We start from the raw sequence: 25,137 nt of genomic DNA on the forward strand, positions 1-25,137 counted from the left end.
TTTGTAGACACGTGATTGATGCCCCCGGCATCAATCACGTGCCCACCCTCGAAAACGCCACGGCCCGGAACGCCGTGGCGTTTTCTTCTATAATGGCTCGTTTCACCCGCACGGTTCCGGTCCCTCGGATCCCCAACGCATGACAGCAGCCATCCAGATCGACAGCGTCGAGAAAAGCTACAAGGGCTTCAAGGCCCTCAAGGGCGTTTCACTGAACATCGAACAAGGCGAATTCTTCGGCCTCCTCGGCCCGAATGGCGCCGGCAAGACGACCCTGATTTCGACCATCGCCGGCCTCATTCGTCCGGACGTCGGCAGCGTGCGCATCCACGGCCACGACGTCGTGAAGGATTTCCGCGAGGCGCGCATGAAGCTGGGCGTCGTGCCGCAGGAACTCGTGTTCGACCCGTTCTTCACCGTGCGCGAGACCCTGCGCCTGCAATCGGGCTATTTCGGCCTGAAGAACAACGATCCATGGATCGACGAGGTCATGGAAAACCTCGACCTCACGCCCAAGGCCGACGTCAACATGCGCGCGCTGTCCGGCGGCATGAAGCGCCGCGTGCTCGTCGCCCAGGCCCTCGTCCATAAACCGCCCGTGATCGTGCTGGACGAACCGACGGCCGGTGTCGACGTCGAACTGCGCCAGACGCTGTGGAAGTTCATCGCGCGCCTGAACCGCGAGGGTCATACGGTCGTCCTGACGACGCACTACCTGGAAGAAGCGCAGGCCATGTGCCAGCGCGTGGCCATGCTCAAGACGGGCAACGTCGTCGCGCTGGACACCATGTCGCAGCTGCTGCGCCGCGTGTCCGGCTCGTCGCTTGTCGTGCACCTGAAGCACGGCGGTCTGCCGGAAGGCCTGCGCCACCTCGTCGCCCATGACGAACATAACGGCGGCAACAAATACACCCTGCGCGTCAACGAGTACAGCGAAGTGGAGGGCATCCTCGCGCGCCTGCGCGAATCGGGTGCCGAGATCGACGAGATGCAGTTGCAGCAGGCCGACCTGGAAGACATTTTTATCCAGATCATGGAAGGGAGCCCGGTACGATGAACGCGTTTTCCGTGGGTTTCCGCACCCTGTTTTATAAAGAAATCCTGCGCTTCTGGAAGGTTGCCACGCAAACCATCGCCGCGCCCGTCGTCAGCGCGATGCTGTATCTGCTGATCTTCGGCCACGTGCTCGACGGCCGCGTCGAGATGCTCGATGGCGTCAGCTACACGTCGTTCCTCGTGCCCGGCCTCGTGATGATGAGCGTGCTGCAGAACGCGTTCGCCAACTCGTCGTCGTCGCTGATCCAGTCGAAAATCACGGGCAACCTCGTGTTCATCCTGCTGCCGCCGCTGTCGCACGTGGAGATCCTGTCCGCATATGTGACGGCGTCCGTCGTGCGCGGGCTGGCCGTCGGCCTGGGCGTGTTCGTCATCACGGCGTGGTTCGCGCATCTGTCGTTCGTGGCGCCGCTGTGGATCATCGTGTTCGCGCTGCTGGGCGCCGGCATCCTGGGCACGCTGGGCGTCATCGCCGGCATCTGGGCGGAAAAATTCGACCAGCTGGCCGCTTTCCAGAACTTTTTGATCACGCCTGCAACATTTTTGGCCGGTGTGTTCTATTCCATTAAGAAACTTCCGCCGTTCTGGCTCGCAGTCTCGCATTTCAACCCGTTCTTTTATATGATTGACGGGTTCCGCTATGGTTTCTTTGGCCAGTCCGACGTGTCGCCGTGGACCAGCCTGGCAATCGTCGCCGTCTTCTTCGTGGCCTTGGCCGCTATCGCAATCAATCTGCTTCGCCGCGGCTACAAGCTGCGTCACTGAAAAAACATGGTTACTACACCCGAACTCATCCACGGCTACATCCAAAAAGGCCTGGAATGCACCCACCTGGAAGTGGAGGGCGATGGCCAGCATTTCAGCGCCGTCATCGTCTCGCCTGCATTCGCCGGCAAGAGCCGCATCCAGCGCCACCAGATCGTCTATGCCGCCCTGGGCGACCGCATGCGTGAAGAAATCCACGCGCTGTCGATGAAGACGCTGACCCCGGACGAGTATCAAGGATAATCAATGGACAAGCTCCAGATCGTCGGCGGCAAGCGCCTGAACGGTGACATCCCCATCTCGGGCGCCAAGAACGCGGCGCTCCCGATCCTGTGCGCGGGCCTGCTGACGGCCGGCGACCTTGCCCTGTCGAACGTGCCGCGCCTGCACGACGTGCGCACGATGCTGCGCCTGCTCGAACAGACCGGCCTGAAGGTCACGCAGGACGACGAGAACGTCGTGCTGAACGGTTCCGCCATCAACACCCTCGTCGCACCGTACGAGCTGGTGAAGACGATGCGCGCATCGATCCTCGTGCTGGGCCCGATGCTGGCGCGCTTCGGCGAAGCCAAGGTGTCGCTGCCGGGCGGCTGCGCGATCGGTTCGCGTCCCGTCGACCAGCACATCAAGGGCCTGCGCCAGATGGGCGCCGACATCACGATCGAGGGCGGCTACATCTACGCGAAGGCATCGCGCCTGAAGGGCGCCCGCATCCACACGGACATGATCACCGTGACGGGCACCGAGAACCTGCTGATGGCCGCCACGCTGGCCGACGGCGAGACGATCCTGGAAAACGCCGCGCGCGAACCGGAAGTGACGGACCTCGCGAACATGCTCGTGGCGATGGGCGCGAAGATCGATGGCATCGGCACCGACCGCCTCGTGATCCAGGGCGTCGACAGCCTGCACGGCACCGAACATGGCGTCATCTCCGACCGCATCGAAGCGGCCACGTTCCTGTGCGCCGTCGCGGCGACGGGCGGCGACATCCGCATCACCCGCACCCGCACCGACATCTTCGACGTGGCCATCGACAAGCTGCGCGAGATGGGCGTCCAGCTGACCGTGGAAGGCGACAGCATCCGCGCGCGCATGGACGGCCGTCCGCAGCCGGTGTCGTTCCGTACCACGGAATACCCGGGCTTCCCGACCGACATGCAGGCCCAGTTCATGGCCGTGAACACGATCGCGAACGGCTCGAGCCGTGTCACCGAAACCATCTTCGAAAACCGCTTCATGCACGTGCAGGAAATGAACCGCCTGGGCGCGCAGATCTCCACCGAGGGCAACATGGCCTTCATCAAGGGCGTCGACCGCCTCGTCGGCGCGCCCGTGATGGCGACCGACCTGCGCGCATCGGCGTCCCTCGTGATCGCCGGCCTGGCCGCCGAGGGCACGACCCTCGTCGACCGCATCTATCACCTCGATCGCGGGTATGACCGGATGGAGGCGAAGTTGTCGGCGGTGGGCGCGGATATCGTACGGATCAAATAAAGACAAAGCGTCATTCCCGCGCAGGCGGGAATCCATGCTGAGCTTCCGATGGAAGCCAACGAAGATTTACCGAATCAGCTGCCGGAGCTTCAGTATGGGTTCCCGCTTTCGCGGGAACGACGGCACAAACCAAAACTAGTCACATGAACGACACCACTCGGGACAGCTCGCAGCTGATCCTCGCCCTCTCGAAGGGCCGCATCTTCGAAGATACGCTGCCGCTGCTGTCCGCGGCCGGCATCGAGGTACTGGAAAATCCGGAAACCTCGCGCAAGCTGATCCTCGCCACCAACGATCCCGGCATCCGTGTGCTGATCGTGCGCGCCAGCGACGTGCCGACCTATGTCCAGCATGGCGCCGCCGACTTTGGCGTGGCCGGCAAGGACGTGCTGCTCGAGCATGGCGGCGAAGGGCTGTATCAACCGATCGACCTGCGCATCGCCTGCTGCCGCATGTCCGTGGCCGCCAACGCCGGCTTCGACTACGACAACGCCGTGCGCCAGGGCGCGCGCCTGCGCGTGGCCACCAAGTTCGTGCACACGGCGCGCGAGCACTTCGCGAAGAAGGGCGTGCACGTCGACCTGATCAAACTGTATGGCTCGATGGAGCTGGCGCCGCTGGTCGGCCTGTCCGACGCCATCGTCGACGTCGTGTCGACGGGCGGCACGCTGCGCGCCAACAACCTGGTCGAAGTGGAAAAGATCATGGAGATCTCGTCGCGCCTCGTCGTCAACCAGGCCGCGCTGAAACTCAAGCGCGAGCGCCTGCAACCGATCATCGACGCGTTCGAACGCGCGTCCAAGCAGCAGCAATGCTAACGACCATGTCCATCACGATCCGCAAACTCGATTCCACCGCCGCCGATTTCCAGCAGACCCTGAACACGCTGCTCGCGTTCGAAGCGGAGACCGACGACGCCATCGAAACCGCCGTGGCGAACATCCTCGCCGACGTGAAGGCGCGCGGCGATGCCGCCGTGCTGGAATACACGAACAAGTTCGACCGGCTCCCGAACGGCGGCGCCACCAGCATGACCGCGCTCGACGTCACGCAGGAAGAGCTGCAGGAAGCGTTGAATGCGCTGCCGGAAGCCCAGCGCGCCGCGTTGCGCACGGCGGCAGAGCGCATCCGCGTCTTCCACGAGCGCCAGAAGCAGGAACTGAACGGCTTTACGTACACGGAGCCGGACGGCACGGTGCTGGGCCAGCGCGTCACGCCGCTGGACCGCGTGGGCATCTACGTCCCGGGCGGCAAGGCCGCGTATCCGTCGTCCGTGCTGATGAACGCGATCCCGGCGCAGGTCGCGGGCGTGAAGGAAATCGTGATGGTCGTGCCGACGCCGGACGGCGTCAAGAACCGCATGGTGCTGGCCGCCGCGGCGATCGCCGGCGTCACGCGCGTGATCACGATCGGCGGCGCACAGGCCGTCGGCGCGCTCGCGTACGGCACGGCGACCATCCCGCCGGTCGATAAAATCGTCGGCCCGGGCAATGCCTATGTCGCCGCCGCCAAGCGCCGCGTGTTCGGCACGGTGGGCATCGACATGATCGCGGGCCCGTCGGAAATCCTCGTGCTGTGCGACGGCACCACGGATCCGGACTGGGTCGCGATGGACCTGTTCTCGCAGGCCGAGCACGACGAGCTGGCGCAGGCGATCCTGCTGTGCCCCGACGCGGACTATATCGCCAAAGTGGAAGCGAGCATCCACAAGCTGCTGCCGACGATGCCGCGCAAGGACACCATCGCCACGTCGATGACGGACCGCGGCGCGCTGATCCGCGTGCGCGACATGGATGAAGCGTGCGCCATCGCGAACGCCATCGCGGCCGAGCACCTGGAGATCTCCGCCGAGGAGCCGCAGCAGTGGGCCGATAAAATCCGTCACGCGGGCGCGATGTTCCTGGGCCGCTTCTCGTCCGAATCGCTGGGCGACTATTGCTGCGGCCCGAACCACGTGCTGCCGACGTCGCGCACGGCGCGCTTCTCGTCGCCGCTGGGCGTGTACGATTTCCAGAAGCGCTCGTCGATCCTGTTCGTGTCGCAGGCCGGCGCGCAAACGCTGGGCAAGGTCGCGGCCGAACTCGCGTACGGCGAGGGCCTGCAGGCGCACGCGCGCAGCGCAGAATTACGGATCGAATCGGGATCATGACGGCCTGGCTCGATCAGGTCTTCTGCGAGGATGCGCTCGAAGGCATGGCGCGCATTCCCGATCGCAGCATCGACCTGATCCTGACGGACCCGCCGTACAATCTCGGCAAGGATTACGGCAACGGCTCGGACCAGCAGAGCGTGGAGGATTACCTCGCGTGGACCGAGCGCTGGATCGATTGTGCGCTGCCGAAATTGAAAGACAACGGCAGCCTGTACATCTTTCTCACGTGGCGCTTCGCGCCCGAGATCTTCGTCATGCTCAAGCGGCGCATGACGATGATGAACGAGATCATCTGGGACCGCCGCGTCCCCTCGATGGGGGGCAGCACCAGGAGCTTTTCCTCGGTGCACGACACCATCGGCTTCTTCGTGAAGCGCAAGGATTATTATTTCGACTTGGACTCCGTGCGTATCCCGTACGACGCCGAGACGAAGAAGGCGCGATCGCGCTCGATCTTCGTGGGCGCCAAGTGGCTGGAAGTGGGTTACAACCCGAAGGACCTGTGGAGCGTGTCGCGCCTGCATCGCGAACATGCGGAACGGGTCGACCATCCGACCCAGAAACCGCTCGAGATCATCGAGCGCATGGTCAAGGCGTCGTGCCCGCCGGGCGGCGTCGTGCTCGACCCGTTCATGGGCAGCGGCACGACGGCTCTGGCTGCAAAACGCCTCGGCCGGCATTTCACCGGTTTCGAGCTGAACCCCGCCTACTGCGCGACCATCGCGGAACGTTTGTCCGCTCCCGCGCAGCCGGCCACCAAGAAACGCAAGGGCGTCCGCGTGGACGCCGCCACCGAAGGAGTAGACCAAGCATGACCAGCATCGACAAGCTCATCGCCAACACGATCCGCGAGGACGTCCGTGCCGGCCATATCTACAACGTGCCGGATTCGAGCGGCTACATCAAGCTGGACGCGATGGAAAACCCGTACCAGCTGCCGGATGCGCTGCGTGCCGAGCTGGCCCAGCGCCTGGCGGACGCCGTCCTGAACCGCTATCCGGTGCCGTCGTATTCCGGCATCAAGGAACGCATCCGCGCCAAGCTGGGCGTGCCGGCCGGGTTCGACGTCATCCTCGGCAACGGCTCCGACGAGATCATCTCGATCCTGTGCACCGCCACCGCGCGTCAAGACAAACGCGCGGTCGTGCTGGCCCCGATCCCCGCGTTCGTGATGTTCCAGCGCTCCGCCCAGTTTGCGGGCATGGACTTCGTCGGCGTGCCGTTGAAAGCCGACTTCTCGCTGGACCGCGCCGCCATGCTGGCCGCGATCGCCGAGCACAAGCCGAGCCTCGTGTTCCTCGCCTACCCGAACAACCCGACCGGCAACCTGTACGACGAGGCCGACATGGTCGCCATCATCGAAGCGCTGGGCGAGAATGGCATCGTCGTGGCCGACGAGGCGTATCACCCGTTCGCCCGCACGAGCTTCATGGACAAGCTGCCGCAGTATCCGAACCTCGTCGTGATGCGCACGCTGTCGAAGCTGGGCCTGGCCGGCATCCGCCTGGGCTACCTCGCTGCCGCACCGGCGCTGCTGGAACAGTTCGACAAGGTGCGGCCGCCGTACAATGTCAACGTATTGACGCAGGTGGTGGCCGAATTCGCGCTCGACCACGTCGAGGTGCTGGACGAGCAGGCCGCCCGTTTGAACGAGGCGCGCACGGAACTGGCCGCCGCCATGGCCGCGCTGCCGGGCGTGACGGTGTTCCCGTCGAGTGCCAATTTCATCACCTTGCGCGTGCCGGACGCAGAAAAGACCTGCGCTAAACTGTTCGCAGAACGGGTACTGATTAAAAATTTGAGTAGAATGCATGAATTGCTGGCCAATTGCATCCGTGTTACGGTCAGCACCCCGGAAGAAAACTCCGTATTCCTGAATGCCCTGAAGGCTTCGCTGCAAGCCTGAACACCGCCGAGCACCTAGCAATGACCCGCACCGCAGAAATCACGCGCAACACGAGCGAAACGCAGATCCGCGTCGCGCTCAACCTGGACGGCACCGGCCGCCAGAAACTCAATACCGGGGTGCCGTTCCTCGACCACATGCTGGACCAGATCGCGCGCCACGGCCTGATCGACCTGGAAGTCGAGGCCGTCGGCGACCTGCACATCGACGACCACCACACCGTCGAGGACACGGGCATCACGCTGGGCATGGCGGTCGCCATGGCCATCGGCGACAAGAAGGGCATCCGCCGCTACGGCCATGCCTACGTCCCGCTGGACGAGGCGCTGTCGCGCGTCGTGATCGACTTTTCCGGCCGCCCGGGCCTGGAATGGCACGTGCCGTTCACCCGCGCGACCATCGGCCGCTTCGACGTCGATCTGACCATCGAGTTCTTCCGCGGCTTCGTCAACCACGCCGGCGTGACGCTGCACGTGGATAACCTGCGCGGCGTGAACGCGCACCACCAGTGCGAGACCGTCTTCAAAGCGTTCGGCCGCGCGCTGCGCATGGCGTCCGAGCTGGATGCGCGCGCCGCGGGCACGATCCCGTCCACCAAGGGCAGCCTGTAAAGAGAATCATGAACAAGATTGTTGTTGTCGACTACGGCATGGGCAACCTGCGTTCGGTTGCGCAGGCCCTGCGCGCCGTCGCGCCCGAAGCCGACGTCCAGATTTCCGGCGACGCGGCCGCCATCGACGCGGCCGATCGCATCGTCCTGCCTGGCCAGGGCGCCATGCGCGACTGCATGCGCAGCCTGCGTGAATCCGGCGTCGAGGACGCCCTGCTGCGCGCAGCGAAAACCCGGCCGATGATGGGCGTGTGCGTGGGCGAGCAGATGCTGTTCGATTCGAGCGACGAGAACGGCGGCGTGCCCGGCCTGGGCCTGCTGCCCGGTAAAGTCGTGCGCTTCGAACTCGATGGCAAGCTGCAGGCCGACGGCTCGCGCTTCAAGGTGCCGCAGATGGGCTGGAACCGCGTGCACCAGAAGCGCGCCCACCCGCTGTGGGAAGGCGTCGCCCCGGACAGCTATTTCTATTTCGTGCACAGCTATTACGCGAAGCCCGCCGAGGCGCAGGACGCCATCGGCGAGACCGACTACGGCGGACAATTCTGCTGCGCGGTCGCGCGCGACAACATCGTCGCCACCCAGTTCCACCCCGAGAAAAGCGCGGCCGCCGGCCTGCGCCTGTATCGCAATTTCGTCCACTGGAATCCCTGAGTTACCTAATCAACCGACTACGACCATGCTGCTGATCCCCGCCATCGACCTGAAAGACGGTCACTGCGTTCGCCTGAAACAGGGCGACATGGACCTCGCCACCGTGTTCTCCGAAGATCCCGCCGAGATGGCGCTGCACTGGCTCAAGAAGGGTGCGCGCCGTCTGCACCTGGTCGACCTGAACGGTGCGTTCGCGGGCAAACCGAAGAACGAAGAGGCGATCAAATCGATCCTGCAAGTCGTGCAGGAGTACGCCGAAGACAACGACCTGGACGAGATCCCGGTCCAACTGGGTGGCGGCATCCGCGACCTGGACACCATCGAGCGCTACCTGGACGACGGCATCACCTACATCATCGTGGGCACCGCGGCCGTCAAGAACCCGGGCTTCCTGCACGATGCCTGCGGCGCCTTCCCGGGCAGCATCATCGTCGGCCTGGACGCCAAGGACGGCAAGGTCGCGACCGACGGCTGGAGCAAGATGTCCGGCCACGAAGTCATCGACCTGGCCCAGAAATTCGAAGGCTACGGCGTGGAATCGATCATCTACACCGACATCGGCCGCGACGGCATGATGGGCGGCGTGAACATCGAAGCGACCGTGCGCCTGGCGCAGGCCGTCAAGATCCCGATCATCGCTTCGGGCGGCCTGCACAACCTGGCCGACGTGGAAGCCCTGTGCGCCGTGCAGGACGAGGGCATCGAAGGCGTGATCTGCGGCCGCTCGATCTACGAAGGCACGCTCGACCTGACCAGCGCGCAGGAGCGCGCGGATGAACTCACCGAGGGCGCGCAGGCGTAATTCGCCCCTCAACCCGTCGTTCCCGCGAAAGCGGGAACCCATGCCGAGTGCGATAACGCCACGTCAGCATGGATCCCCGCCTGCGCGGGGAGTCGGTTCCGGCAATGCCGGGACCGACGAATGAATACCACTAGATAAATTTTATGCTCGCAAAACGCATCATCCCCTGCCTGGACGTCACCGGCGGCCGCGTCGTCAAGGGCGTCAACTTCACCGAACTGCGCGATGCCGGCGACCCCGTCGAGATCGCGCGCCGTTACAACGAGCAGGGCGCCGACGAGATCACCTTCCTCGACATCACCGCCTCGAGCGACGGCCGCGACCTGATCCTGCCGATCATCGAAGCGGTCGCGTCGTCCGTGTTCATTCCGCTGACCGTGGGCGGCGGCGTGCGCAAGGTCGAGGACGTGCGCCGCCTGCTGAACGCCGGCGCGGACAAGGTGTCGATGAACACCTCGGCCGTGACCAACCCGCAACTCGTGTACGACGCGTCGCAAAAACACGGCGCCCAGTGCATCGTCGTCGCCATCGACGCCAAGCAGGTCGCGCCCGGCAAGTGGGAAGTCTTTACCCACGGCGGCCGCAACGCGACCGGCATCGATGCCATCGAATGGGCCCGCAAGATGGAAAGCCTGGGCGCCGGTGAACTGTTGCTGACCAGCATGGACCGCGACGGCACCAAGTCCGGCTTCGACCTGGGCCTGACGCGCGCCGTGTCGGACGCCGTCGGCATCCCCGTGATCGCCTCGGGCGGCGTGGGCGGCCTGAAGGATCTCGCCGATGGCGTGCAGGAAGGGCATGCCGACGCCGTGCTGGCCGCGAGCATCTTCCACTACGGGCAGCACACGGTCGGCGAAGCGAAGCGCTTCATGGCGGACCGTGGCATCCCGATGCGCCTCGACTGATTGATGGAACCGACGACCATGGTGACCCCGCCCACCCCCCCGACGATCCCGGCCCAGCCCTGGCTCAAGAAAGTCCAATGGGACGAGCACGGCCTCGTGCCGGTGATCGCCCAGGAAGCCGCCACCGGCGACATCCTGATGTTCGCCTGGATGAACCGCGAAGCCCTGGCCAAGACCGTGGAGCTTGGCGAGGCCGTGTACTGGAGCCGCTCGCGCAAGAAACTGTGGCACAAGGGCGAAGAGTCCGGCCACGTGCAGAAAGTGCTGGAAATCCGCCTCGACTGCGACGAAGACGTGGTGCTGCTGAAGGTCGAGCAGGCCGGCGGCATCGCCTGCCACACCGGCCGCCATTCCTGCTTCTTCCAGAAGTTCGAGGACGGCGACTGGAACAGCGTCGAGCCCGTGCTGCAGGACCCGGATACCATCTACACCAACCAGAAGAAGAAATAGCGCACACATGAGCACGCAACTGGAACGCCTCGCGGCCGTCATCGAATCCCGCAAGCCGGCCAACGGCGGCGACCCGACGGCCTCGTACGTCGCGAAACTGTTCGCCAAGGGCGACGACGCCATCCTGAAAAAGATCGGCGAGGAAGCCGTCGAGACCGTGATGGCCGCGAAGGACGTGCGCGCCGGCGCGGATGTGTCGAAGCTGCTGTACGAGACGGCCGACCTGTGGTTCCATTCGATCGTCCTGCTGGCGCAGTTCGGCCTCACGCCGCAGCAGGTGCTGGACGAACTGGCGCGGCGCGAAGGCATTTCCGGCATCGAGGAAAAAGCGTCGCGTCCGAAAGACTGAGCCCGGCTGTCACGCCGGCGTCATCCCGTATCCGTAGAATGTGAGACAACATGGACAACTGCATCTTTTGCAAGATCATCGCCAAGCAGATCCCGGCCAGCGTGGTGTACGAGGACGACGAGCTGCTCGCGTTCAAGGACATCAACCCGGCCGCGCCCGTCCACCTGCTGGTGATCCCGAAGCAGCACGTGGCCAGCCTGTCCGACTGCACCGATGCGCACGCGCCCGTGCTGGGCAAGATGCTGGCGCTGGCGCCGAAGCTGGCGGCCGAACACGGCATCGCAGTGAAGACCGGTCCGGACGGCGAACGCAGCGGCGGCTACAAGACGCTGTTCAATGTCGGTCCGGACGGCGGGCAGGAGGTGTATCACCTGCACCTGCACGTGTACGGCGGCCCGCGTCCGTGGCGTGGCCTGGGAACGTAATTCCCTAAGGAAAAAGGGCATTCCGGCCCTAAACCGCTTATACTGGCGTAGCTTTAGCTTACGCTGATCGGGTTATCGCCCGGCAAGGAGAAAACAATGGGTTCGATGAGTCTCTGGCACTGGTTGATCGTGCTGGTCGTGGTGGTGGTGGTGTTCGGTACGGGCAAGCTGCGCAATGCGGGCTCGGACCTGGGCAAGGCCGTCAAGGGTTTCAAGGATGGCATGAAGGGTGATGAAGACGGCAAGACGCCCGCCAGCCAGACGGCGCAACAGACCGCGCAACAGGTGGCCGACAAGTCGACCATCGACGTCGACGCGCGCGAAAAGACCCGTCATTAAGCCGGTGCTTGACCCCGCATGATCGATCTCGGTCTTACCAAACTCGCCATCATCGGCGCGGTGGCGCTGGTCGTGATTGGCCCCGAGAAACTGCCTAAGGTGGCGCGCATGGCCGGCACCCTGTACGGCCGCGCCCAGCGCTACCTGCACGACGTGAAGTCGGAGGTCTCGCGCGAGATCGAAATGGAAGAATTGCGCAATCTGCACAAGGATATCCAGGACAGCGCGCAAAGCTTCAAGTCCGAGGTCGAGACGTTCAAGTCCGAGGTCGAGAACACCGTCTCGACCCACATGGACGAGGTCGAGTCCGCCTGGCGCGGCGACACGGCCGTGATGCCCACGACGGCCTCGACGGACGACATCGAGCGCAAGGCGCGCGACTTCCGCCGCAAGAAGCTGGCGAAGACGTCGAGCATGCCGGCCTGGTACAAGAACCGCCAGGGCACGCGCCAGCATGTGCTGTCCGGCGCCGCCCGCGTGCGCAAGTTCCGTCCCGGCGCCACTTCCAACACCAAATTTTTCTGATGACGGCCGCCGTTGGGCGCCGCCTCCTAGCGCCAGATGACTGAAGAAACCGCGGGCGAAGAAACCTTCATCTCCCACCTGGTCGAGCTGCGCGACCGCCTGATCAAGGCAACGTACGGCATCGTCCTCGCGTGCATCGTGCTGATGCTGTGGCCGGGCCCGGCGCGCATCTACGATTTCCTCGCCGCCCCGATGCTGGCCTCGCTGCCGGTCGGCGCCAAGATGATCGCCACGGGCGTCGTCGCGCCGTTCCTCGTGCCGATGAAGGTGACCCTGCTGATCGCCTTCATCCTCGCGCTGCCGTGGGTGTTCTACCAGGTGTGGGCGTTCGTCGCGCCCGGGCTGTACGCGCACGAAAAGCGGCTCGTGCTGCCGCTTGTGATCTCGTCGTCGTTCCTGTTCATCGCGGGCGTCGCGTTCTGCTATTTCTTCGTGTTCGGCCGCGTGTTCCACTTCATCAGCAACTTCTCGCCGAATTCCATCGCCGTGATGCCGGACATCGAGAACTACCTCGACTTCGTGATGTCCATGTGCCTCGCGTTCGGCGCCACGTTCGAGGTGCCGGTCGTCGTCGTGATCCTCGTCCGGATGGGCATCGTCAGCGTCGAGAAGCTGCGCTCGATCCGTCCGTACGCCATCGTCGGGGCGTTCGTCATCGCCGCCATCGTCACGCCGCCGGACGCCGTCAGCCAGCTGGCGCTGGCCATTCCGATGTGCCTGCTGTTCGAGCTCGGGCTGCTGATGGCGCCGATCTTCGTCAAGGCGACGCAGGCGCCGCAGGAACAGTCCTGATCCGAACAAACGGCGCCCGCGAGGCGCCGTTTTCGTCATGACCAAGCGCGAATTTCTTCGTGGCCCGTCGTCCCGTGATAGCAAATCGATGCGCAAGAAACTGCTGGCCATCGGCGGGGCGATCGTAATGTCGTGGCTTGCGCTCGTCGTGAATGCCGTTACGTCACCGGTCGTCTTCCTGCATTACTCCGCCGACGCCGTCGCGCCCGTGACCTACTTTTTTAACGAAGACAACGACATCGTCAAGGATCACCTGGGGCCGGGCGCAAGCATCGAGTTCCGTACCGCGCGCCGTCTTCGAATAAGCGCTTATTCCACCGTGATCGGCAGGTCGCGCCCCTCCAGCGCCACCTGTCCCGCGAAATCCGCCGCGTAGATCCGCAGCACGTAATCGCCCGGCTCCAGGCCATCCACCTTCCACGTGCCGGGCAGCGCCACGCCATCGTGCAGCGTGTTGTTGACGGCGTAGGCGAACACGGTGGCCTTGCTGCCGTAGACCGTGATGCCGCTATTTTCCGCATACAGCAGCTTCACCGCTTCGCGCTCGCGCGGCAGGCGGTTGTAGACCTGCGTGATGCGCGGCGTCTCGAATCCGGCGACGGGGCTGCCGTCCGCATGGAGCAGCTGGTAGCCCAGCTTGTACAGTCCGAGGCGGCGGCGCGCCAGATTGTCGTCCATCTGGTCGTAGGCGGCGGCGACGATCGTCAACGCGCCGAGCGTGCGCGCCACGTGCAGGCGCTGGCCCTTCTTGCGCGGGAGGCGCTGGCCGCCCGCATCGTACAGCGCGATGCTCTGGATGCGGGGCGGCACCGTGTCGCGCAGGCCGGTGAACGGCAGGGCCAGCGCGTTGACGGCGACGCCGCCGGGGTAGTACTCCATGTGCACGTGCGCCATCGGATTGATGGTGCCGAGCGGGTCGCCGACGGCGAACCGCGTGCCGCGCCGCACGCGCACGCGTGCCGGCTTGCCGTTCGGGCCGGCCAGCACCTGGAAGCGCGGATCGAGCGGCTTGCCCGAGGCGTCGCGGCCCACGCGCATGTGGATGTACGACAGCGGCCCGATGCTCATGCCTTCGCCCAGCTGGCCGAACGTCCAGTTGGGATACGGATCGCTCACCGTTGCCGGCAGCACCGCCAGCACGCGCGCGCCGACGTCGGCCCGGATGTCGAGGCCCGCGTGGAAGTGGTCGCGGTTTTCGCCGTCGTAGCTGCCGCGCACCTCGCCCAGCACGCCGACGACTTCGTGCGGTTCCGTTTGCGGGCCCACGGGCCAGGGCATCGATGCCACCGCGGGCAGTACCTGCGGCCGCGCCTGCGGGGGCGGCGTGCCGGGTTGGGGCGGGGCCAGCACGAACATCTGCTGCGCCTGGCCATCGGCCACCACCAGCGCACCGTCGCGTTTCACGGCGATGCCGCGCGGCGCATACAGCCGCACGCTGCCGTCGCTGGCATAGCTCGCGCCTTCGGGACGGTCGGCGTCCGGCAGGGCGTGATACTGCCCGCTCGGGTCGAACTGGAGGATGCGTCCACCCGCGCCGCTCGCGTACAGGTAGCCGTCATGCGTCAGCGCCAGCGCGACGGGGCGGCGCAGCAGCGGACGCCGCTCGTCCTCGGGTGCGCGCGCGAGCGTCGTCACTGCGCCATTCCTGTCGATGCGCCGGATCGCGTTGTTGCCCGTGTCGGCGACGAACAGCACGCCGTGCTTGTCGACGGCGAGGGCGCTCGGCGTATCGAAGGCGGCCGCGGTGCCCGTGCCGTCGAGGTAATCGGGCGTGCCGCTGCCGGCCACCGTCGTCACCGCGCCATCCTTGCCGATGCGGCCAATGCGGTCGTTGTAGGTGTCGGCCACATACACGTTGCCGTCGCGGTCGACGGCCACGCCGACCGGCCCATCGAAGCCGGCGGCGCTGCCCGCCAGCGTGCTCACGCCGCCGTCGGGCGCCACCTTGCGGATCGCGTTGTTGTGCGTGTCGGCGACGTACAGGTTGCCGAGGCGGTCGATCGCCAGCGCCGACGGCGTGTCGAATGCCGCGGCGGCGCCGACACCGTCCGCGTAGCCCGCGTGCCCACCGGCGAAGATGGTCACTTGTCCGTCGGGTGCGATGCGGCGGATGCAGCTGCAGTCGCCGCCGTCCGCGACGAACACGTTGCCGTGGCCATCGACGACGGTCCCGAACGGATCGCCGAAGCGGTCCGGCAGCGGCGTCACGCGTGCGGACCATGCAGGTCTGGTCGGCGCGTCGGCGGGACGCCAGAACGCGCGTCCCGGCGTCGCGTCCTGGCGCGCGTTGAAGACGTACAGGGCCGCGCCGCCAGCCAGCACGGCGACGCCCGCGAGCGCCGCGACGATCGTGATGCGCTTCACGCGTTACTGCATCAGCTGGCCGATGATCTTCACCGGCGCATTTCCGTAACCGAGGAACTGGTCGTGGAATTGCTTGAGGTTGAAGCGCTCGCCCAGCTGTTCCTTGCGGCGCTCGCGCAGTTCCATGATGTCGCTGTAGCCGCTGAAATAACTGGAGAGCTGCACGGACGACAGCTGCGCGCGTTTCCACTTCTCGGCCGCTTCCTGCGGGGTCTGGAACGCCTGGCGCACGAGCAGGTCGATCGCCTGTTCGCGCGTCATGCCCAGCACGTGCACGCTGTAGTCGAGGATCGTGTTGGAGACGCTGCGCAAATTCCACTTGCACCACATCAGCCACAGCTCCGGCGCATTGTCGCCATAGCCCGATTCCAGCATCATGCGCTCGCCGTACACGGCCCAGCCTTCGACCATCGCGCCGTTGCCGAACAACGCCTTCACGAGCGACGGCGAACGGTTCGCGTTCATCAGCTGTGTGTAGTGGCCGGGGATCGCCTCGTGGATGTTCAGGATTTGCAGCATCCAGTTGTTGTACTCGCGCAGGCTGCTTTCGGCCTGCTCGGGCGTGAGGCCATCCAGCGGCGTCACGTTGTAATAGGTTTTATCCTTCGGACGGTACGGCCCCGGCGCGTCGATGCTGGCGCCGGCCACGCCGCGCTGGTACAGCGGCGTCTCGCGCACGACGAGCGGCTTGCTCGGATCGATCGTCACGAGGTTGTTCTTGATGACGTACTCCTGCAGCTGCGGGATCTGGCGGCGGATCTCGGGCAGGAAATCGGCGGCCGTCGTGTGCTGCAGCGAGAGCTTGTCGATCACCATGCCGATTTTTTGATAACGGTCCGCCGGCTTGGCAGCGGCGCCCATCGTCTTGTCCCACAGCTGGTCGGCGAGGCCGTCCATGCGCGTGAGGAGTTCGTCGCGCGCGGCCAGGGCTTTGCGGTAGGTCTGCTCGCCCGTGCTGGCGGACTGGATCTCGAACGCGAATTTTTGCTCGTACAGGTCCTTACCGATGCGGAACGAGCGCGCGCGCTGCATCTGCGCCTGCGACTTGTCGAGGTCCGTCAGGAAGTCGACCCACGCCACCACCGCCGTGCCGGCGTTCGCGATGCGCTGCGCGAAGATCGCCTTCTCCTGCGGCGTCAGGATCGATTCCTGCGCGGCCTTGCCGAGGTCCGCCAGCACGACGAGCGTGCCCGGCGCCTGCTGGATCGCGAGCTGCGTGTGTTCGTGCGTCGGGTTGACGATGGACGCTTGCGCGGCCTGGTAGTACGCCGGCACGTCGGCCAGGCGTTTCAGGATCGTGCGCAGGCGCTGGGCCTTCGCGGCGTATTCCGTCGTCAGGATCAGGTCGAACGTCTGCGCGACGTTGTACTCGGCCGGGTTCCATTCGAACTCGCGGAACGTGGTCAGCTGCCAGCGCTCGTATTTCAGCTTGTTGAGGAGGACGGCGAGGTCGGTGCGCTGGTTCGGCGACAGTTTGTCGGCGTTCAGCTTGCCGAACTTGTCGAGCCACTCGTCGATGAACGCGAGCTTTTTCGCGCGCGTGGCGGCGTCGGGAATCGTCAGCTTCGCGGCGGCGTCGAACTTGCCGACGTAGATGCCGTCTTCCGGATCGATGCGCCACAGCGCGGTCACGAATTGCATGGACAGCGAGTCCATGTAGCGGTCGTTGCGGTTCTGCGGCGTGGCGGCGGCGACGTGCGCGGCGGCCTTCTGTACCGGCTGGGCGGCGGCCTTGGCCTTCGGCTTGCTCTTGGCTTTGGCCGTGCTGGCCGCCTTGTGATGCGTCTTGGGACGCGCACTCGCCGGCGCCAGTGCGACACTGGTCAGCAGGACGGCCAGTGCGATTTTCGATTTCATCATGTTCTATCTGCCTGGTTTATGGATGGGCCAGATGGGGGGCGCCAGATTAGCATCATTTGGCGCTTTTGCGGGCATCTGAAACAATACGTCACGCACGCGTCGTGACGTGATCCGCCGCCAACGCGCCCGCAACGGCATGCATCCTCACCCGGTTTGCCACTCTTCGACGGACGCCGGACGCGGGCCCGACGACCCGGCGAGCCCCGCCTGCAGCATGGCCAGCATGTCCGCCGGCGACAGGCGCGCGGCGACGTCCGTCCCTTCCAGCAGGCTGTCGGCGAGGTCGCGCTTGTGGCGGTGCAGGTCGACGATGCCTTCCTCGATCGTGTGGCGCGCAACGAGCCGGTAGATCGTGACGGGCCGCTGCTGGCCCATGCGGTGCGCGCGGTCGCTGGCCTGGTCTTCCACGGCCGGATTCCACCACGGGTCCATGTGGATCACGTAGTCGGCCGCCGTCAGGTTGATGCCGACGCCGCCCGCCTTCAGCGAGATCAGGAACAGGTCGCCGTCGCCCGCCTGGAACGCGTCCACGCGGCGCTTCCGCTCCTGCATGGGCGTCGATCCGTCGAGGTACTGGTAGCGGATGCCGCGTTCGTCGAGATGCTTGCGGATCAAGGTGAGGTGGTCGACGAACTGGCTGAACACGAGCGCCTTGTGGCGGTTCTCCAGCAGTTCATCCGCGAGGCGCGCGAACGTCTCCAGCTTGCTGCTGCGGATGCCGCTCTCCGGCGCGACGAGGGCGGGATTGCAGCATGCGCGGCGCAGCTTCATCATCTCCGCGAGGATCTGGATCTGTTTTTGCGACTGCGGTGCCTCCAGCGCGGCGATGCGTTCCAGCGCTTCACGGCGCAGCGATTCGTACAGCGCCGTCTCTTCTTCCGACAGCTGCACCGGTAGCACGATCTCCGTGCGCGGCGGCAGTTCGGACAGCACCTGCGCTTTTGTCCTGCGCAGGATGAACGGCTGCGTGAGGCGGCGCAGGCGCGTGCGCGCCGCCAGTTCCGCGCGTTTGTCGGAGGCCTTTTCGATCGGTCCCGCGAAGCGCAATTGGAACTGGTCGCTCGTCCCGAGCAGCCCCGGATTGATGAAGCGGAACAGGTTCCACAACTCGCCCAGGTGATTTTCCAGCGGCGTGCCGGTGGCCACCATTTTGAAATCGCCCGTCAGCGCCATCACGGCGGCCGAGCGGCGCGTGTACGCGTTCTTGATGGCCTGCGCCTCGTCCAGCACGATGGTGTGCCAGCGGATGCCGTCGAACAGCGCGGACTCCAGCTGCAGCAGGCCGTAGCTGGCGACGATCACGTCGAACGGTCCGGCATCCTTCAGCATCGCGGCGCGGTCGCCGGGCCCGAACAGCTTCACGTTCAGCGTGGGCGCGAAGCGCTCCGCTTCCGCCAGCCAGTTGGTCGCGACGGACGTCGGCGCCACGACGAGCGTCGGCCCGCCCGGTGCGCGCGACAGGATCAGCGCGAGCGCCTGCAAGGTCTTGCCGAGTCCCATGTCGTCCGCGAGGCAGGCGCCGACGCCCCAGTGCGCGAGGCGCGCCAGCCACTCGAAGCCCTCGACCTGGTAATCGCGCAGCTCCGCCTGCAGGGTGTTCGGCAACTGCGGCCGGTATTCCGCATTCGCCTGCATGTGCTTCAGGTGCGCGCGCCACGCCTTATCGGCATCGACGCCGCCCGCTTCCAGCGCCATCTCTTCCAGCGCGAAGCTGGCGAGCGGGTGGAAGCGCAGCGCTTCCTGGTCCGCGTCGCTGTAGGCGGAGAGGTCCATCAGGCGGCGGTGCAGCTCGTGCGTCAGTGCCAAAAACTGGTTGTCGCCGAGCGCGATGAAGCGGTCTTCGCGCACGCGCGCGAGCAGTTCGCGCAAGTCCATCACCTTGTTCTCGTCGACCTGCACTTCGCCGTTCGCCGCGAACCAGTCCTTGTCGCGCCGGATCTGCAGGCGCACGGACTTCGACGTGATCTTCTTCGATACGCGGAACGATTCGCCCTCCGGCCACGCGACGACGACCTTCGCCGCATCCAGGTCCTGCAGCTGGACGACGAGTTCCAGGCAGTGGATCGGCGCCGCGAGCAGCCATTCGCCATGTTCGTCTTCCGCGTGCTCCAGCGCCGGCAGGTCGGCCAGCAGCTGGCGCTCGGCCTCGCGCTCCGCATTCAGGTCGCGGCGCGCTTCCGTACGCACGCCGCCCACGTCCGCGATGACACTTTCCGTGCCGTCGCCCGGGCGGAAGTAGGGACCGGCATCTGGCAACGGCCGCACCATCACCTGGATGCGCAGGCCCTGCTGGTAAGGCAGCAGGTTGATGTGGAGGCGCGGGTCGGCCGTCACTTGCTCGATGTCCGCCGCGCTGCCGCCGATGTCCGACTGCACGGTGACGATGGACGAGATGGCGCTGATCGCCTGCAGCACGCGCTTTTCCGCTTCGAGCGGCACGTCGAGCCCGTCGCCGACGATGGCGCCGATGCGCCGGTGCTCGTCTTTTACCCGCACGATGCGCAATCGCGTCGGCGTCTCCTTCGTGACGACGACTTCGCCCTGCTGCTCGCGCAGGGGCGGCACCAGCGTGATCATGACCTTGCCGCCACCGGCGCGCACGACCAGTTGCGGCTCGCCCGGCAGCAGTTCGACGCGCGTGCCCGGCGCATCCATCCAGAACAGCAGCGGATGGCCGGCCAGCGCGGCCACGGCCTTGTCCAGGTCGAATTCGTAGCGCGTGCCGGTGCCGCTGTAGTAGCGGTAGGCGCCGATGCTGCTTGCGACCTGCACGTCCTGCGCGGTCAGGAAGTCCAGCTCCGCCGCCTCTTCCGCGAGACGCTTGAGGCCCAGCGGACGGCCGCGCGTCCAGCCGCCCTGCACGTCGCGCTTCTGTTCCCTCGGTTCGATGGCGCGGATGCCGAGGTGCGCGTCCCAGCTCACGAGCCACGCGAGACGCGATTCCTTCACCACCTCCACGTTCACGGCGGGCTGCAGGTTGATGAGGGCATTCAGCTGGCGTTCCCACGGCTGCTCGCGCTCGAACCACAGCGCGAGGTCGACGAAGCGGTGCTGCTGGCGCAGCGCGATCGCCTGCTGGTCGATGCCGACCATGCCCAGCTGCCCCAGCACCGAGGCGATCTGCGCCGCGATGAAGTCGAACCCGGCTTCCCGCGCGACGTCGAACTGCTGCTCCAGCATGGCGCGCTTGTCCGCCAGCTGCGGCATGCCGAGCCACCAGTGCAGCAGTGCGCGGAACATCACCGGCTGCAGGCTCGTCTCCCAGTTGCGCGACGGGAGCACCTCCGCATCGACCGTGCCGCCGCGGATCTGGCGCAGCATCGACAGTTGCTGGTACACCGCCGTATCGTGGCTTTGCACGGCGCGCGTGGCGCTGTCCAGGTAGGACTCCACGGCCTTCGCATGTTTCGGGTCGGCGCTCCTCAGCAGCGCCGTCACGTACAGGTGGCCGCCGATCCCTTCGAAGATGGCTTTTCTCTTGCCCGTCTCGCGCCGCAGCGCTTTCAACGCCTTGTCGAAGCCGGCCAGCGCTTGCTCCGTGTCGCCGCGCAGCAGTTGCAGCACGCTGCGGTAATGGAGTGTCGCCGATTCGTCGAGGTCGACGAGCAGGTCGGCCGCCGCATCGAGGCGACCGCACAGGATCAGGTGTTCCGCCAGCGCCGTGCGCAGCGCCATCGATGCGCCGCCCTGTGCCACGTGCTCTTCCGCATACGCGCGGATCGCGGGCGCGCTGGCCGGTTCGCGCTGCACGTGGTTGACGAGCACCGCGAGCACGTCGTCGCGTACGAGCCCGTTGATGCGCTCCATCAGGTCGGGCTCGAACGGGCGCGCGCAGATGTCGACGAGCGGATGCAGATAGGCCGCTTCGTGGCAGCGCAGGCACGCGGCCAGCAGCGGCGCGATGGCTTTCGGGCCTTCGCCGGCGAGCAGCGCGAAACGCAGCAGCGCGACACCCTGGCGGTAGCTGCGCAGCATGGGCGTGCCCTGCCAGTCGACGCGCAGCGGCGTCACCTGCTGGTAGACCTCGCGCAGCTCGTTGAGGCGGCGCGCACGCAGCGCCCACTGGATGGCGGGCCAGGCGACATCGGCGGCGATCGTGTAGCCGCGCGACGGCAGCTCGCCGACCAGGCCATCGGCGCGCAACCGCTCCAACGGCTCGGCCAGGTCTTCCTCGTTGCTGCTCGCTTCCAGCGGCGCCAGATGGTCGTGGATGCGCCGCCGTCCCATCGGCTCGCCGGCCAGCGCGAGCAAGGCCAGGATCAGCTTGCGGCGCTCGTCGCAGGCTTCCACGACCGCATGCAACACCTCATCGCTCATGCGGCAAGGTTCTCGATATCGATGGGCGGCAGGCTTTCGGGCACGGGGATGCCGAACACGCGCAGGTAGAAATACAGCTCGGCTTCCAGCGTGCGCACGATGCTGTCCGCCTTGCGGAAGCCGTGGCCTTCGCCGGCCAGCGTGATGTAGGCGACGGGCACGCCGCGCGCGCGCAGCGCGGACACCATCACTTCCGATTGCGGCGGCGGCACGACCTTGTCGTCGAGACCCTGGAAGAAGATCATCGGCCGGTGCAGTTTATCGGTGTGGTTGATGGGCGAGCGCTCGGCGTAGACCCGGTCGGCGCTTTCCTTCGGCGCGATCAGGTATTCGTTGTAGTGAGATTCGAATTTGTGCGAGTCCGCGTCCAGGCCCTTCAGGTCGGACACGCCGTAATAACTGGCGCCGGCCTTGAACACGTCGTGGAAGGCGAGGGCGCACAGCGTCGTCAGGCCGCCGGCGCTGCCGCCGCGGATCACGAGGCGTTCGCGGTCGACGAGATCGTTGTCGACGAGGTACTGGGCGCCCGCGACGCAATCCTCGACGTCGACCACGCCCCATTGACCCTTCAGCAGGTCGCGGTAGGCGCGGCCGAAGCCCGTGCTGCCGCCATAGTTCACGTCCAGCACGGCGATGCCGCGGCTCGTCCAGAACTGCGTCGCCAGTTTCAGGGTGCTGGCCGCCATGCTCGTCGGGCCGCCGTGGCCGATCACCATCAGCGGCGGCAGCTCGCCCGGCTGCGGCGCGAAATCGCGGTTCGTGGGCGGGTAATAGAAGGCGTACGCGGTCCGGTCCGCGGTTTTCTCACCCTTGCTCGGGTAGCGGATGCTTTGCGGGACCGACAGATAGCTCACGTCGGGCAGCTGCTCGATCGAGCGCGCCAGCACGTCGCGCTGCCCGGTCGCGAGATCGATGCACGCGATTTCCGCCGCCAGCGTGGGCGCGCCGCCCAGCAGCGCGACCGTGTCGCCTTCGACCCGCAGTTCGCTGATCTGTTCGTACGGCGTGGCGATGGGTGTCAGGTGGCCGTTGCGCACGTCGAGCCGTGCGAGCTGGCTCACGCCATCCTCGATGTACGTGCAGATGATTTCCTGCGCCGAGCGGAAGCCGTACATGCTGCTCCCGAAGACCCAGTGCGGGCCGCCGAATTCCGCCGCGCGCGGGCACACTTGGTGCACGACGCCGTGCTCGTAGCGGTACAGGTTCCACCAGCCGCTGCGGTCGGACACGAAGTACAGCGTGCCGTCCGGCGACCATTCCGGCTGCACGATCGCTTCGTCTGCCCCGCCCGCGATCAGGCGGCCGTCCAGCAGCGTGCCGTCTTCGCCGATCTCGGCCAGCCACAGTTCGGTGCCTTGCCACGGCATGCGCGGATGGTCCCAGCTCAGCCACGCGAGGTGGGTGCCGTCCGGGGAGATGCGCGGCGACGAATAAAAATCGTTGCCGTCGACGAGCACCGTGACCGTGCCGTCCGCGCCGAGCGCACTCAATGTGTTGTCCGGGTAGGTGCCGCCGGCAGAGTGATCTTCGCGCACGCCGATCAGGCGCCGGTGCGCGCGGTCCAGCACGAAGTCGGCCCAGCGCTCGTCGCCGCCCGCGCTGACGGGAACGGGTTCGCCGCTGCCGGCGCGGTCGAGGCGGTAGACGCGGTTGTCGGCGAAGTTCGAGAACCAGATGTGGCTGTCCGCGACGAGCGTGGCGCCGCCGCCGTACTCGTGCACGCGGGTGCGGGCGTTGAACGGGGCCGGCGTCAGTTCGTCGACCCGGCCGCCGCGGTTGCGCAGCAGCGTGTTGCGGCCGCCTTCGCTGGCGCGGCCGGCCAGCCAGAACACGTCGCCGCCGTCGAGCAGTACCTGCGACAGCGGCGTGGCGCCGGCCGCGACGACGGCGGCGGTGATCGGGGAAGTCCAGGTGCCGCAGGGCGCGGCCTGTTTGCGGGTGGTGTCGGTCATGGTCGGTTCTGGGACGGGCAGCGGGAAGAGAGGCATTATAAGTCTCTGCCGCGCGAGCGTATGTCCACGTGGATGCGGTGCGCGGGGCCCGGGGATGCGATAATAGAGGTTTGCCCACCCAACCCGCGAACGGATTGTCAGCCATGCCACAATTTGCCCCGCTCCAGAACGACACCTTCCTGCGTGCGCTGCTGCGCCAGCCGACGGACTACACGCCGGTGTGGCTGATGCGCCAGGCGGGGCGCTACCTGCCGGAATACCGCGCCACGCGTTCGAAAGCCGGTTCGTTCCTGGGCCTGGCCAAGAATCCGGATTTCGCGACCGAAGTCACCCTGCAGCCGATCGACCGCTATCCGCTGGACGCGTCGATCCTGTTCTCCGACATCCTGACCGTGCCGGACGCAATGGGCCTGGGCCTGTATTTCGAGGATGGCGAAGGCCCGAAATTCGAGCGCACCGTGCGCACGGAAAGCGATGTCGCCGCCCTGCGCGTGCCCGACATGGCCTCGCTGCAGTACGTGTTCGACGCCGTGACGTCGATCCGCACGGCGCTGAACGGCCGCGTGCCGCTGATCGGCTTTTCCGGCAGCCCGTGGACGCTGGCCTGCTATATGGTGGAAGGCGGCGGCTCGCGCGAATTCCACACGATCAAGAAGATGCTGTATTCGCGTCCGGACCTGATGCACCGCATCCTGGAGATCAACGCGGAAGCCGTCGCGCAATACCTGAACGCCCAGATCGACGCGGGCGCGCAGGCCGTCATGATCTTCGACTCCTGGGGCGGCGCGCTGGCCGACGGGGCTTATCAACAGTTTTCGCTCGCGTACATGGAGAAGGTCGTCGCGAAGCTGCAGCGTGAAAAGGACGGCGTGCGTATTCCGGCCATCGTGTTCACGAAGGGCGGCGGCCTGTGGCTGGACGCCATGGCCGATATCGGCGCCGACGCGCTGGGCCTGGACTGGACCGTCAACCTGGGCCGCGCCCGCGCGCAGGTGGGCGACCGCGTCGCCCTGCAGGGCAACCTCGATCCGGCCATCCTGTTCGCCGGCCCGGACCAGATCCGCACCGAAGTGGAAAAGGCGCTGGCCAGCTACGGCATGCCGTCCGCAGGCCACGGCCACGTGTTCAACCTGGGCCACGGCATCTCGCAATTCACCCCGCCGGAATCCGTGACGGCGATGGTCGACGCGGTCCACGACTTCAGCCGCCGCCAGCGCGCCGCCTGATCGTTCCACAGCGGCCGTGCTGCATTTTGTGCAGCACGGTGAGCAGGCAATCACACTTATTCACAAAAAATCGGATTCGATCAGCGTGGACTGTAGAAATGTACAGTGCCCGTCAAAATATGGTAAGTGATTGATTTGATTGGATTTAATGCTGGGCCAAAGGCGGCCTGGCGAGGTGCTCCCAGAGGAGTGAC

General features: G+C 66.0%; 24 protein-coding genes. 20 read left to right on the forward strand and 4 right to left on the reverse strand.

From position 1 onward, the window contains the following. The first annotated feature begins 139 nt into the window (after window positions 1-139). The 19 genes from ASD28_RS07995 (at window position 140) to ASD28_RS31700 (ending at window position 13,600) form a co-directional block, all read left to right on the forward strand. Window positions 140-1,057 carry an ABC transporter ATP-binding protein gene (locus ASD28_RS07995; RefSeq protein WP_056126122.1) on the forward strand — a complete coding sequence of 306 codons (918 nt, stop codon included), beginning with the start codon at window positions 140-142 and terminating at the stop codon, window positions 1,055-1,057. Further along, the gene (locus ASD28_RS08000; protein WP_056126124.1) at window positions 1,054-1,821 is read left to right on the forward strand and encodes an ABC transporter permease; all 768 of its coding nucleotides are present in this window, start codon (window positions 1,054-1,056) and stop codon (window positions 1,819-1,821) included. Before ASD28_RS07995 ends, ASD28_RS08000 begins: the two co-directional genes overlap by 4 nt. Before the next feature lie 6 nt (window positions 1,822-1,827). Next, a complete protein-coding gene (locus ASD28_RS08005; protein ID WP_056126126.1) occupies window positions 1,828-2,064 on the forward strand; it encodes a BolA family protein in 237 nt (78 codons plus the stop codon). 3 nt (window positions 2,065-2,067) lie between these two features. Next, window positions 2,068-3,318 (forward strand): UDP-N-acetylglucosamine 1-carboxyvinyltransferase, encoded by a 1,251-nt coding sequence (gene murA, locus ASD28_RS08010; RefSeq protein WP_056126127.1) that lies wholly within the window; start codon window positions 2,068-2,070, stop codon window positions 3,316-3,318. Between the two features lie 143 nt (window positions 3,319-3,461). Beyond that, window positions 3,462-4,136 (forward strand): ATP phosphoribosyltransferase, encoded by a 675-nt coding sequence (gene hisG / locus ASD28_RS08015; RefSeq protein ID WP_056126129.1) that lies wholly within the window; start codon window positions 3,462-3,464, stop codon window positions 4,134-4,136. Between the two features lie 5 nt (window positions 4,137-4,141). Then, complete coding sequence (gene hisD, locus ASD28_RS08020; RefSeq protein WP_056126131.1) at window positions 4,142-5,467, forward strand: histidinol dehydrogenase; 1,326 nt, start codon at window positions 4,142-4,144, stop codon at window positions 5,465-5,467. After that, on the forward strand, window positions 5,464-6,285 hold the full coding sequence (locus ASD28_RS08025) for a site-specific DNA-methyltransferase (protein WP_056126133.1): 822 nt from the start codon (window positions 5,464-5,466) through the stop codon (window positions 6,283-6,285). The genes hisD and ASD28_RS08025 overlap by 4 nt, the downstream gene beginning before the upstream one ends. After that, window positions 6,282-7,376, forward strand: coding sequence for a histidinol-phosphate transaminase (gene hisC / locus ASD28_RS08030; RefSeq protein WP_056126135.1), 1,095 nt, complete (start codon window positions 6,282-6,284; stop codon window positions 7,374-7,376). The genes ASD28_RS08025 and hisC overlap by 4 nt, the downstream gene beginning before the upstream one ends. A gap of 20 nt (window positions 7,377-7,396) precedes the next feature. Then, window positions 7,397-7,987 carry an imidazoleglycerol-phosphate dehydratase HisB gene (gene hisB, locus ASD28_RS08035; protein ID WP_056126136.1) on the forward strand — a complete coding sequence of 197 codons (591 nt, stop codon included), beginning with the start codon at window positions 7,397-7,399 and terminating at the stop codon, window positions 7,985-7,987. Window positions 7,988-7,995: 8 nt separating this feature from the next. Then, window positions 7,996-8,637, forward strand: a complete 642-nt coding sequence (gene hisH / locus ASD28_RS08040; protein ID WP_082577525.1) for an imidazole glycerol phosphate synthase subunit HisH — start codon at window positions 7,996-7,998, stop codon at window positions 8,635-8,637. A gap of 25 nt (window positions 8,638-8,662) precedes the next feature. Next, a complete protein-coding gene (gene hisA / locus ASD28_RS08045; protein ID WP_056126140.1) occupies window positions 8,663-9,439 on the forward strand; it encodes a 1-(5-phosphoribosyl)-5-[(5-phosphoribosylamino)methylideneamino]imidazole-4-carboxamide isomerase in 777 nt (258 codons plus the stop codon). Between the two features lie 143 nt (window positions 9,440-9,582). Further along, complete coding sequence (gene hisF / locus ASD28_RS08050; protein WP_056126143.1) at window positions 9,583-10,344, forward strand: imidazole glycerol phosphate synthase subunit HisF; 762 nt, start codon at window positions 9,583-9,585, stop codon at window positions 10,342-10,344. A gap of 18 nt (window positions 10,345-10,362) precedes the next feature. Further along, complete coding sequence (gene hisI, locus ASD28_RS08055; protein ID WP_056126210.1) at window positions 10,363-10,794, forward strand: phosphoribosyl-AMP cyclohydrolase; 432 nt, start codon at window positions 10,363-10,365, stop codon at window positions 10,792-10,794. Window positions 10,795-10,801: 7 nt separating this feature from the next. Beyond that, complete coding sequence (locus tag ASD28_RS08060) at window positions 10,802-11,143, forward strand: phosphoribosyl-ATP diphosphatase (protein ID WP_056126145.1); 342 nt, start codon at window positions 10,802-10,804, stop codon at window positions 11,141-11,143. Window positions 11,144-11,193: 50 nt separating this feature from the next. After that, window positions 11,194-11,568 carry a histidine triad nucleotide-binding protein gene (locus tag ASD28_RS08065; protein WP_056126146.1) on the forward strand — a complete coding sequence of 125 codons (375 nt, stop codon included), beginning with the start codon at window positions 11,194-11,196 and terminating at the stop codon, window positions 11,566-11,568. 96 nt (window positions 11,569-11,664) lie between these two features. Beyond that, the gene (gene tatA, locus ASD28_RS08070) at window positions 11,665-11,907 is read left to right on the forward strand and encodes a Sec-independent protein translocase subunit TatA (protein ID WP_056126149.1); all 243 of its coding nucleotides are present in this window, start codon (window positions 11,665-11,667) and stop codon (window positions 11,905-11,907) included. Window positions 11,908-11,925: 18 nt separating this feature from the next. Then, window positions 11,926-12,432: a Sec-independent protein translocase protein TatB gene (tatB, locus tag ASD28_RS08075; protein ID WP_056126151.1), complete on the forward strand. Its 507-nt coding sequence runs from the start codon at window positions 11,926-11,928 to the stop codon at window positions 12,430-12,432. A gap of 36 nt (window positions 12,433-12,468) precedes the next feature. Beyond that, window positions 12,469-13,224, forward strand: a complete 756-nt coding sequence (gene tatC / locus ASD28_RS08080) for a twin-arginine translocase subunit TatC (protein ID WP_056126153.1) — start codon at window positions 12,469-12,471, stop codon at window positions 13,222-13,224. A 37-nt stretch (window positions 13,225-13,261) separates the two neighbouring features. Beyond that, window positions 13,262-13,600, forward strand: a complete 339-nt coding sequence (locus ASD28_RS31700) for a hypothetical protein (RefSeq protein WP_056330025.1) — start codon at window positions 13,262-13,264, stop codon at window positions 13,598-13,600. Here ASD28_RS31700 and ASD28_RS08085 read toward each other — a convergent pair. From ASD28_RS08085 to ASD28_RS08100, 4 genes are all read right to left on the reverse strand, one after another. Further along, window positions 13,534-15,588, reverse strand: a complete 2,055-nt coding sequence (locus ASD28_RS08085) for a gluconolaconase (protein ID WP_056126156.1) — start codon at window positions 15,586-15,588, stop codon at window positions 13,534-13,536. The two genes, ASD28_RS31700 and ASD28_RS08085, sit on opposite strands and share 67 nt — an antisense overlap. Window positions 15,589-15,591: 3 nt before the next feature. Continuing rightward, a complete protein-coding gene (locus ASD28_RS08090) occupies window positions 15,592-17,448 on the reverse strand; it encodes a DUF885 domain-containing protein (protein ID WP_056126158.1) in 1,857 nt (618 codons plus the stop codon). A 144-nt stretch (window positions 17,449-17,592) separates the two neighbouring features. Continuing rightward, entirely contained in the window at window positions 17,593-21,765 is a 4,173-nt protein-coding gene (locus ASD28_RS08095) for a DEAD/DEAH box helicase (RefSeq protein ID WP_056126159.1), read from the reverse strand. Then, complete coding sequence (locus ASD28_RS08100) at window positions 21,762-23,717, reverse strand: prolyl oligopeptidase family serine peptidase (protein WP_056126161.1); 1,956 nt, start codon at window positions 23,715-23,717, stop codon at window positions 21,762-21,764. Before ASD28_RS08100 ends, ASD28_RS08095 begins: the two co-directional genes overlap by 4 nt. A gap of 143 nt (window positions 23,718-23,860) precedes the next feature. Between ASD28_RS08100 and hemE the strand changes: the two genes are divergently transcribed. Beyond that, window positions 23,861-24,943 carry a uroporphyrinogen decarboxylase gene (gene hemE, locus ASD28_RS08105; RefSeq protein ID WP_056126163.1) on the forward strand — a complete coding sequence of 361 codons (1,083 nt, stop codon included), beginning with the start codon at window positions 23,861-23,863 and terminating at the stop codon, window positions 24,941-24,943. Window positions 24,944-25,137: the final 194 nt, after the last annotated feature.

This window comes from Massilia sp. Root133 (genome assembly GCF_001426525.1).
GTDB lineage: Bacteria > Pseudomonadota > Gammaproteobacteria > Burkholderiales > Burkholderiaceae_D > Telluria > Telluria orientalis.

Excerpts from the sequence above, each read along its gene's own strand:
- hisC (WP_056126135.1), top strand. The coding sequence starts at position 6,282 with ATGACCAGCATCGACAAGCTCATCGCCAACACGATCCGCGAGGACGTC.
- ASD28_RS08100 (WP_056126161.1), bottom strand. The coding sequence starts at position 23,717 with ATGACCGACACCACCCGCAAACAGGCCGCGCCCTGCGGCACCTGGACT.
- hisI (WP_056126210.1), top strand. The coding sequence starts at position 10,363 with ATGGTGACCCCGCCCACCCCCCCGACGATCCCGGCCCAGCCCTGGCTC.
- hisB (WP_056126136.1), top strand. The coding sequence starts at position 7,397 with ATGACCCGCACCGCAGAAATCACGCGCAACACGAGCGAAACGCAGATC.
- hisH (WP_082577525.1), top strand. The coding sequence starts at position 7,996 with ATGAACAAGATTGTTGTTGTCGACTACGGCATGGGCAACCTGCGTTCG.
- ASD28_RS08095 (WP_056126159.1), bottom strand. The coding sequence starts at position 21,765 with ATGAGCGATGAGGTGTTGCATGCGGTCGTGGAAGCCTGCGACGAGCGC.
- ASD28_RS31700 (WP_056330025.1), top strand. The coding sequence starts at position 13,262 with ATGACCAAGCGCGAATTTCTTCGTGGCCCGTCGTCCCGTGATAGCAAA.
- hemE (WP_056126163.1), top strand. The coding sequence starts at position 23,861 with ATGCCACAATTTGCCCCGCTCCAGAACGACACCTTCCTGCGTGCGCTG.
- hisF (WP_056126143.1), top strand. The coding sequence starts at position 9,583 with ATGCTCGCAAAACGCATCATCCCCTGCCTGGACGTCACCGGCGGCCGC.
- tatA (WP_056126149.1), top strand. The coding sequence starts at position 11,665 with ATGGGTTCGATGAGTCTCTGGCACTGGTTGATCGTGCTGGTCGTGGTG.
- hisD (WP_056126131.1), top strand. The coding sequence starts at position 4,142 with ATGTCCATCACGATCCGCAAACTCGATTCCACCGCCGCCGATTTCCAG.
- tatC (WP_056126153.1), top strand. The coding sequence starts at position 12,469 with ATGACTGAAGAAACCGCGGGCGAAGAAACCTTCATCTCCCACCTGGTC.
- ASD28_RS08060 (WP_056126145.1), top strand. The coding sequence starts at position 10,802 with ATGAGCACGCAACTGGAACGCCTCGCGGCCGTCATCGAATCCCGCAAG.
- hisG (WP_056126129.1), top strand. The coding sequence starts at position 3,462 with ATGAACGACACCACTCGGGACAGCTCGCAGCTGATCCTCGCCCTCTCG.
- ASD28_RS08090 (WP_056126158.1), bottom strand. The coding sequence starts at position 17,448 with ATGATGAAATCGAAAATCGCACTGGCCGTCCTGCTGACCAGTGTCGCA.
- tatB (WP_056126151.1), top strand. The coding sequence starts at position 11,926 with ATGATCGATCTCGGTCTTACCAAACTCGCCATCATCGGCGCGGTGGCG.
- ASD28_RS08000 (WP_056126124.1), top strand. The coding sequence starts at position 1,054 with ATGAACGCGTTTTCCGTGGGTTTCCGCACCCTGTTTTATAAAGAAATC.
- ASD28_RS08065 (WP_056126146.1), top strand. The coding sequence starts at position 11,194 with ATGGACAACTGCATCTTTTGCAAGATCATCGCCAAGCAGATCCCGGCC.
- hisA (WP_056126140.1), top strand. The coding sequence starts at position 8,663 with ATGCTGCTGATCCCCGCCATCGACCTGAAAGACGGTCACTGCGTTCGC.
- ASD28_RS07995 (WP_056126122.1), top strand. The coding sequence starts at position 140 with ATGACAGCAGCCATCCAGATCGACAGCGTCGAGAAAAGCTACAAGGGC.
- ASD28_RS08025 (WP_056126133.1), top strand. The coding sequence starts at position 5,464 with ATGACGGCCTGGCTCGATCAGGTCTTCTGCGAGGATGCGCTCGAAGGC.
- ASD28_RS08005 (WP_056126126.1), top strand. The coding sequence starts at position 1,828 with ATGGTTACTACACCCGAACTCATCCACGGCTACATCCAAAAAGGCCTG.
- murA (WP_056126127.1), top strand. The coding sequence starts at position 2,068 with ATGGACAAGCTCCAGATCGTCGGCGGCAAGCGCCTGAACGGTGACATC.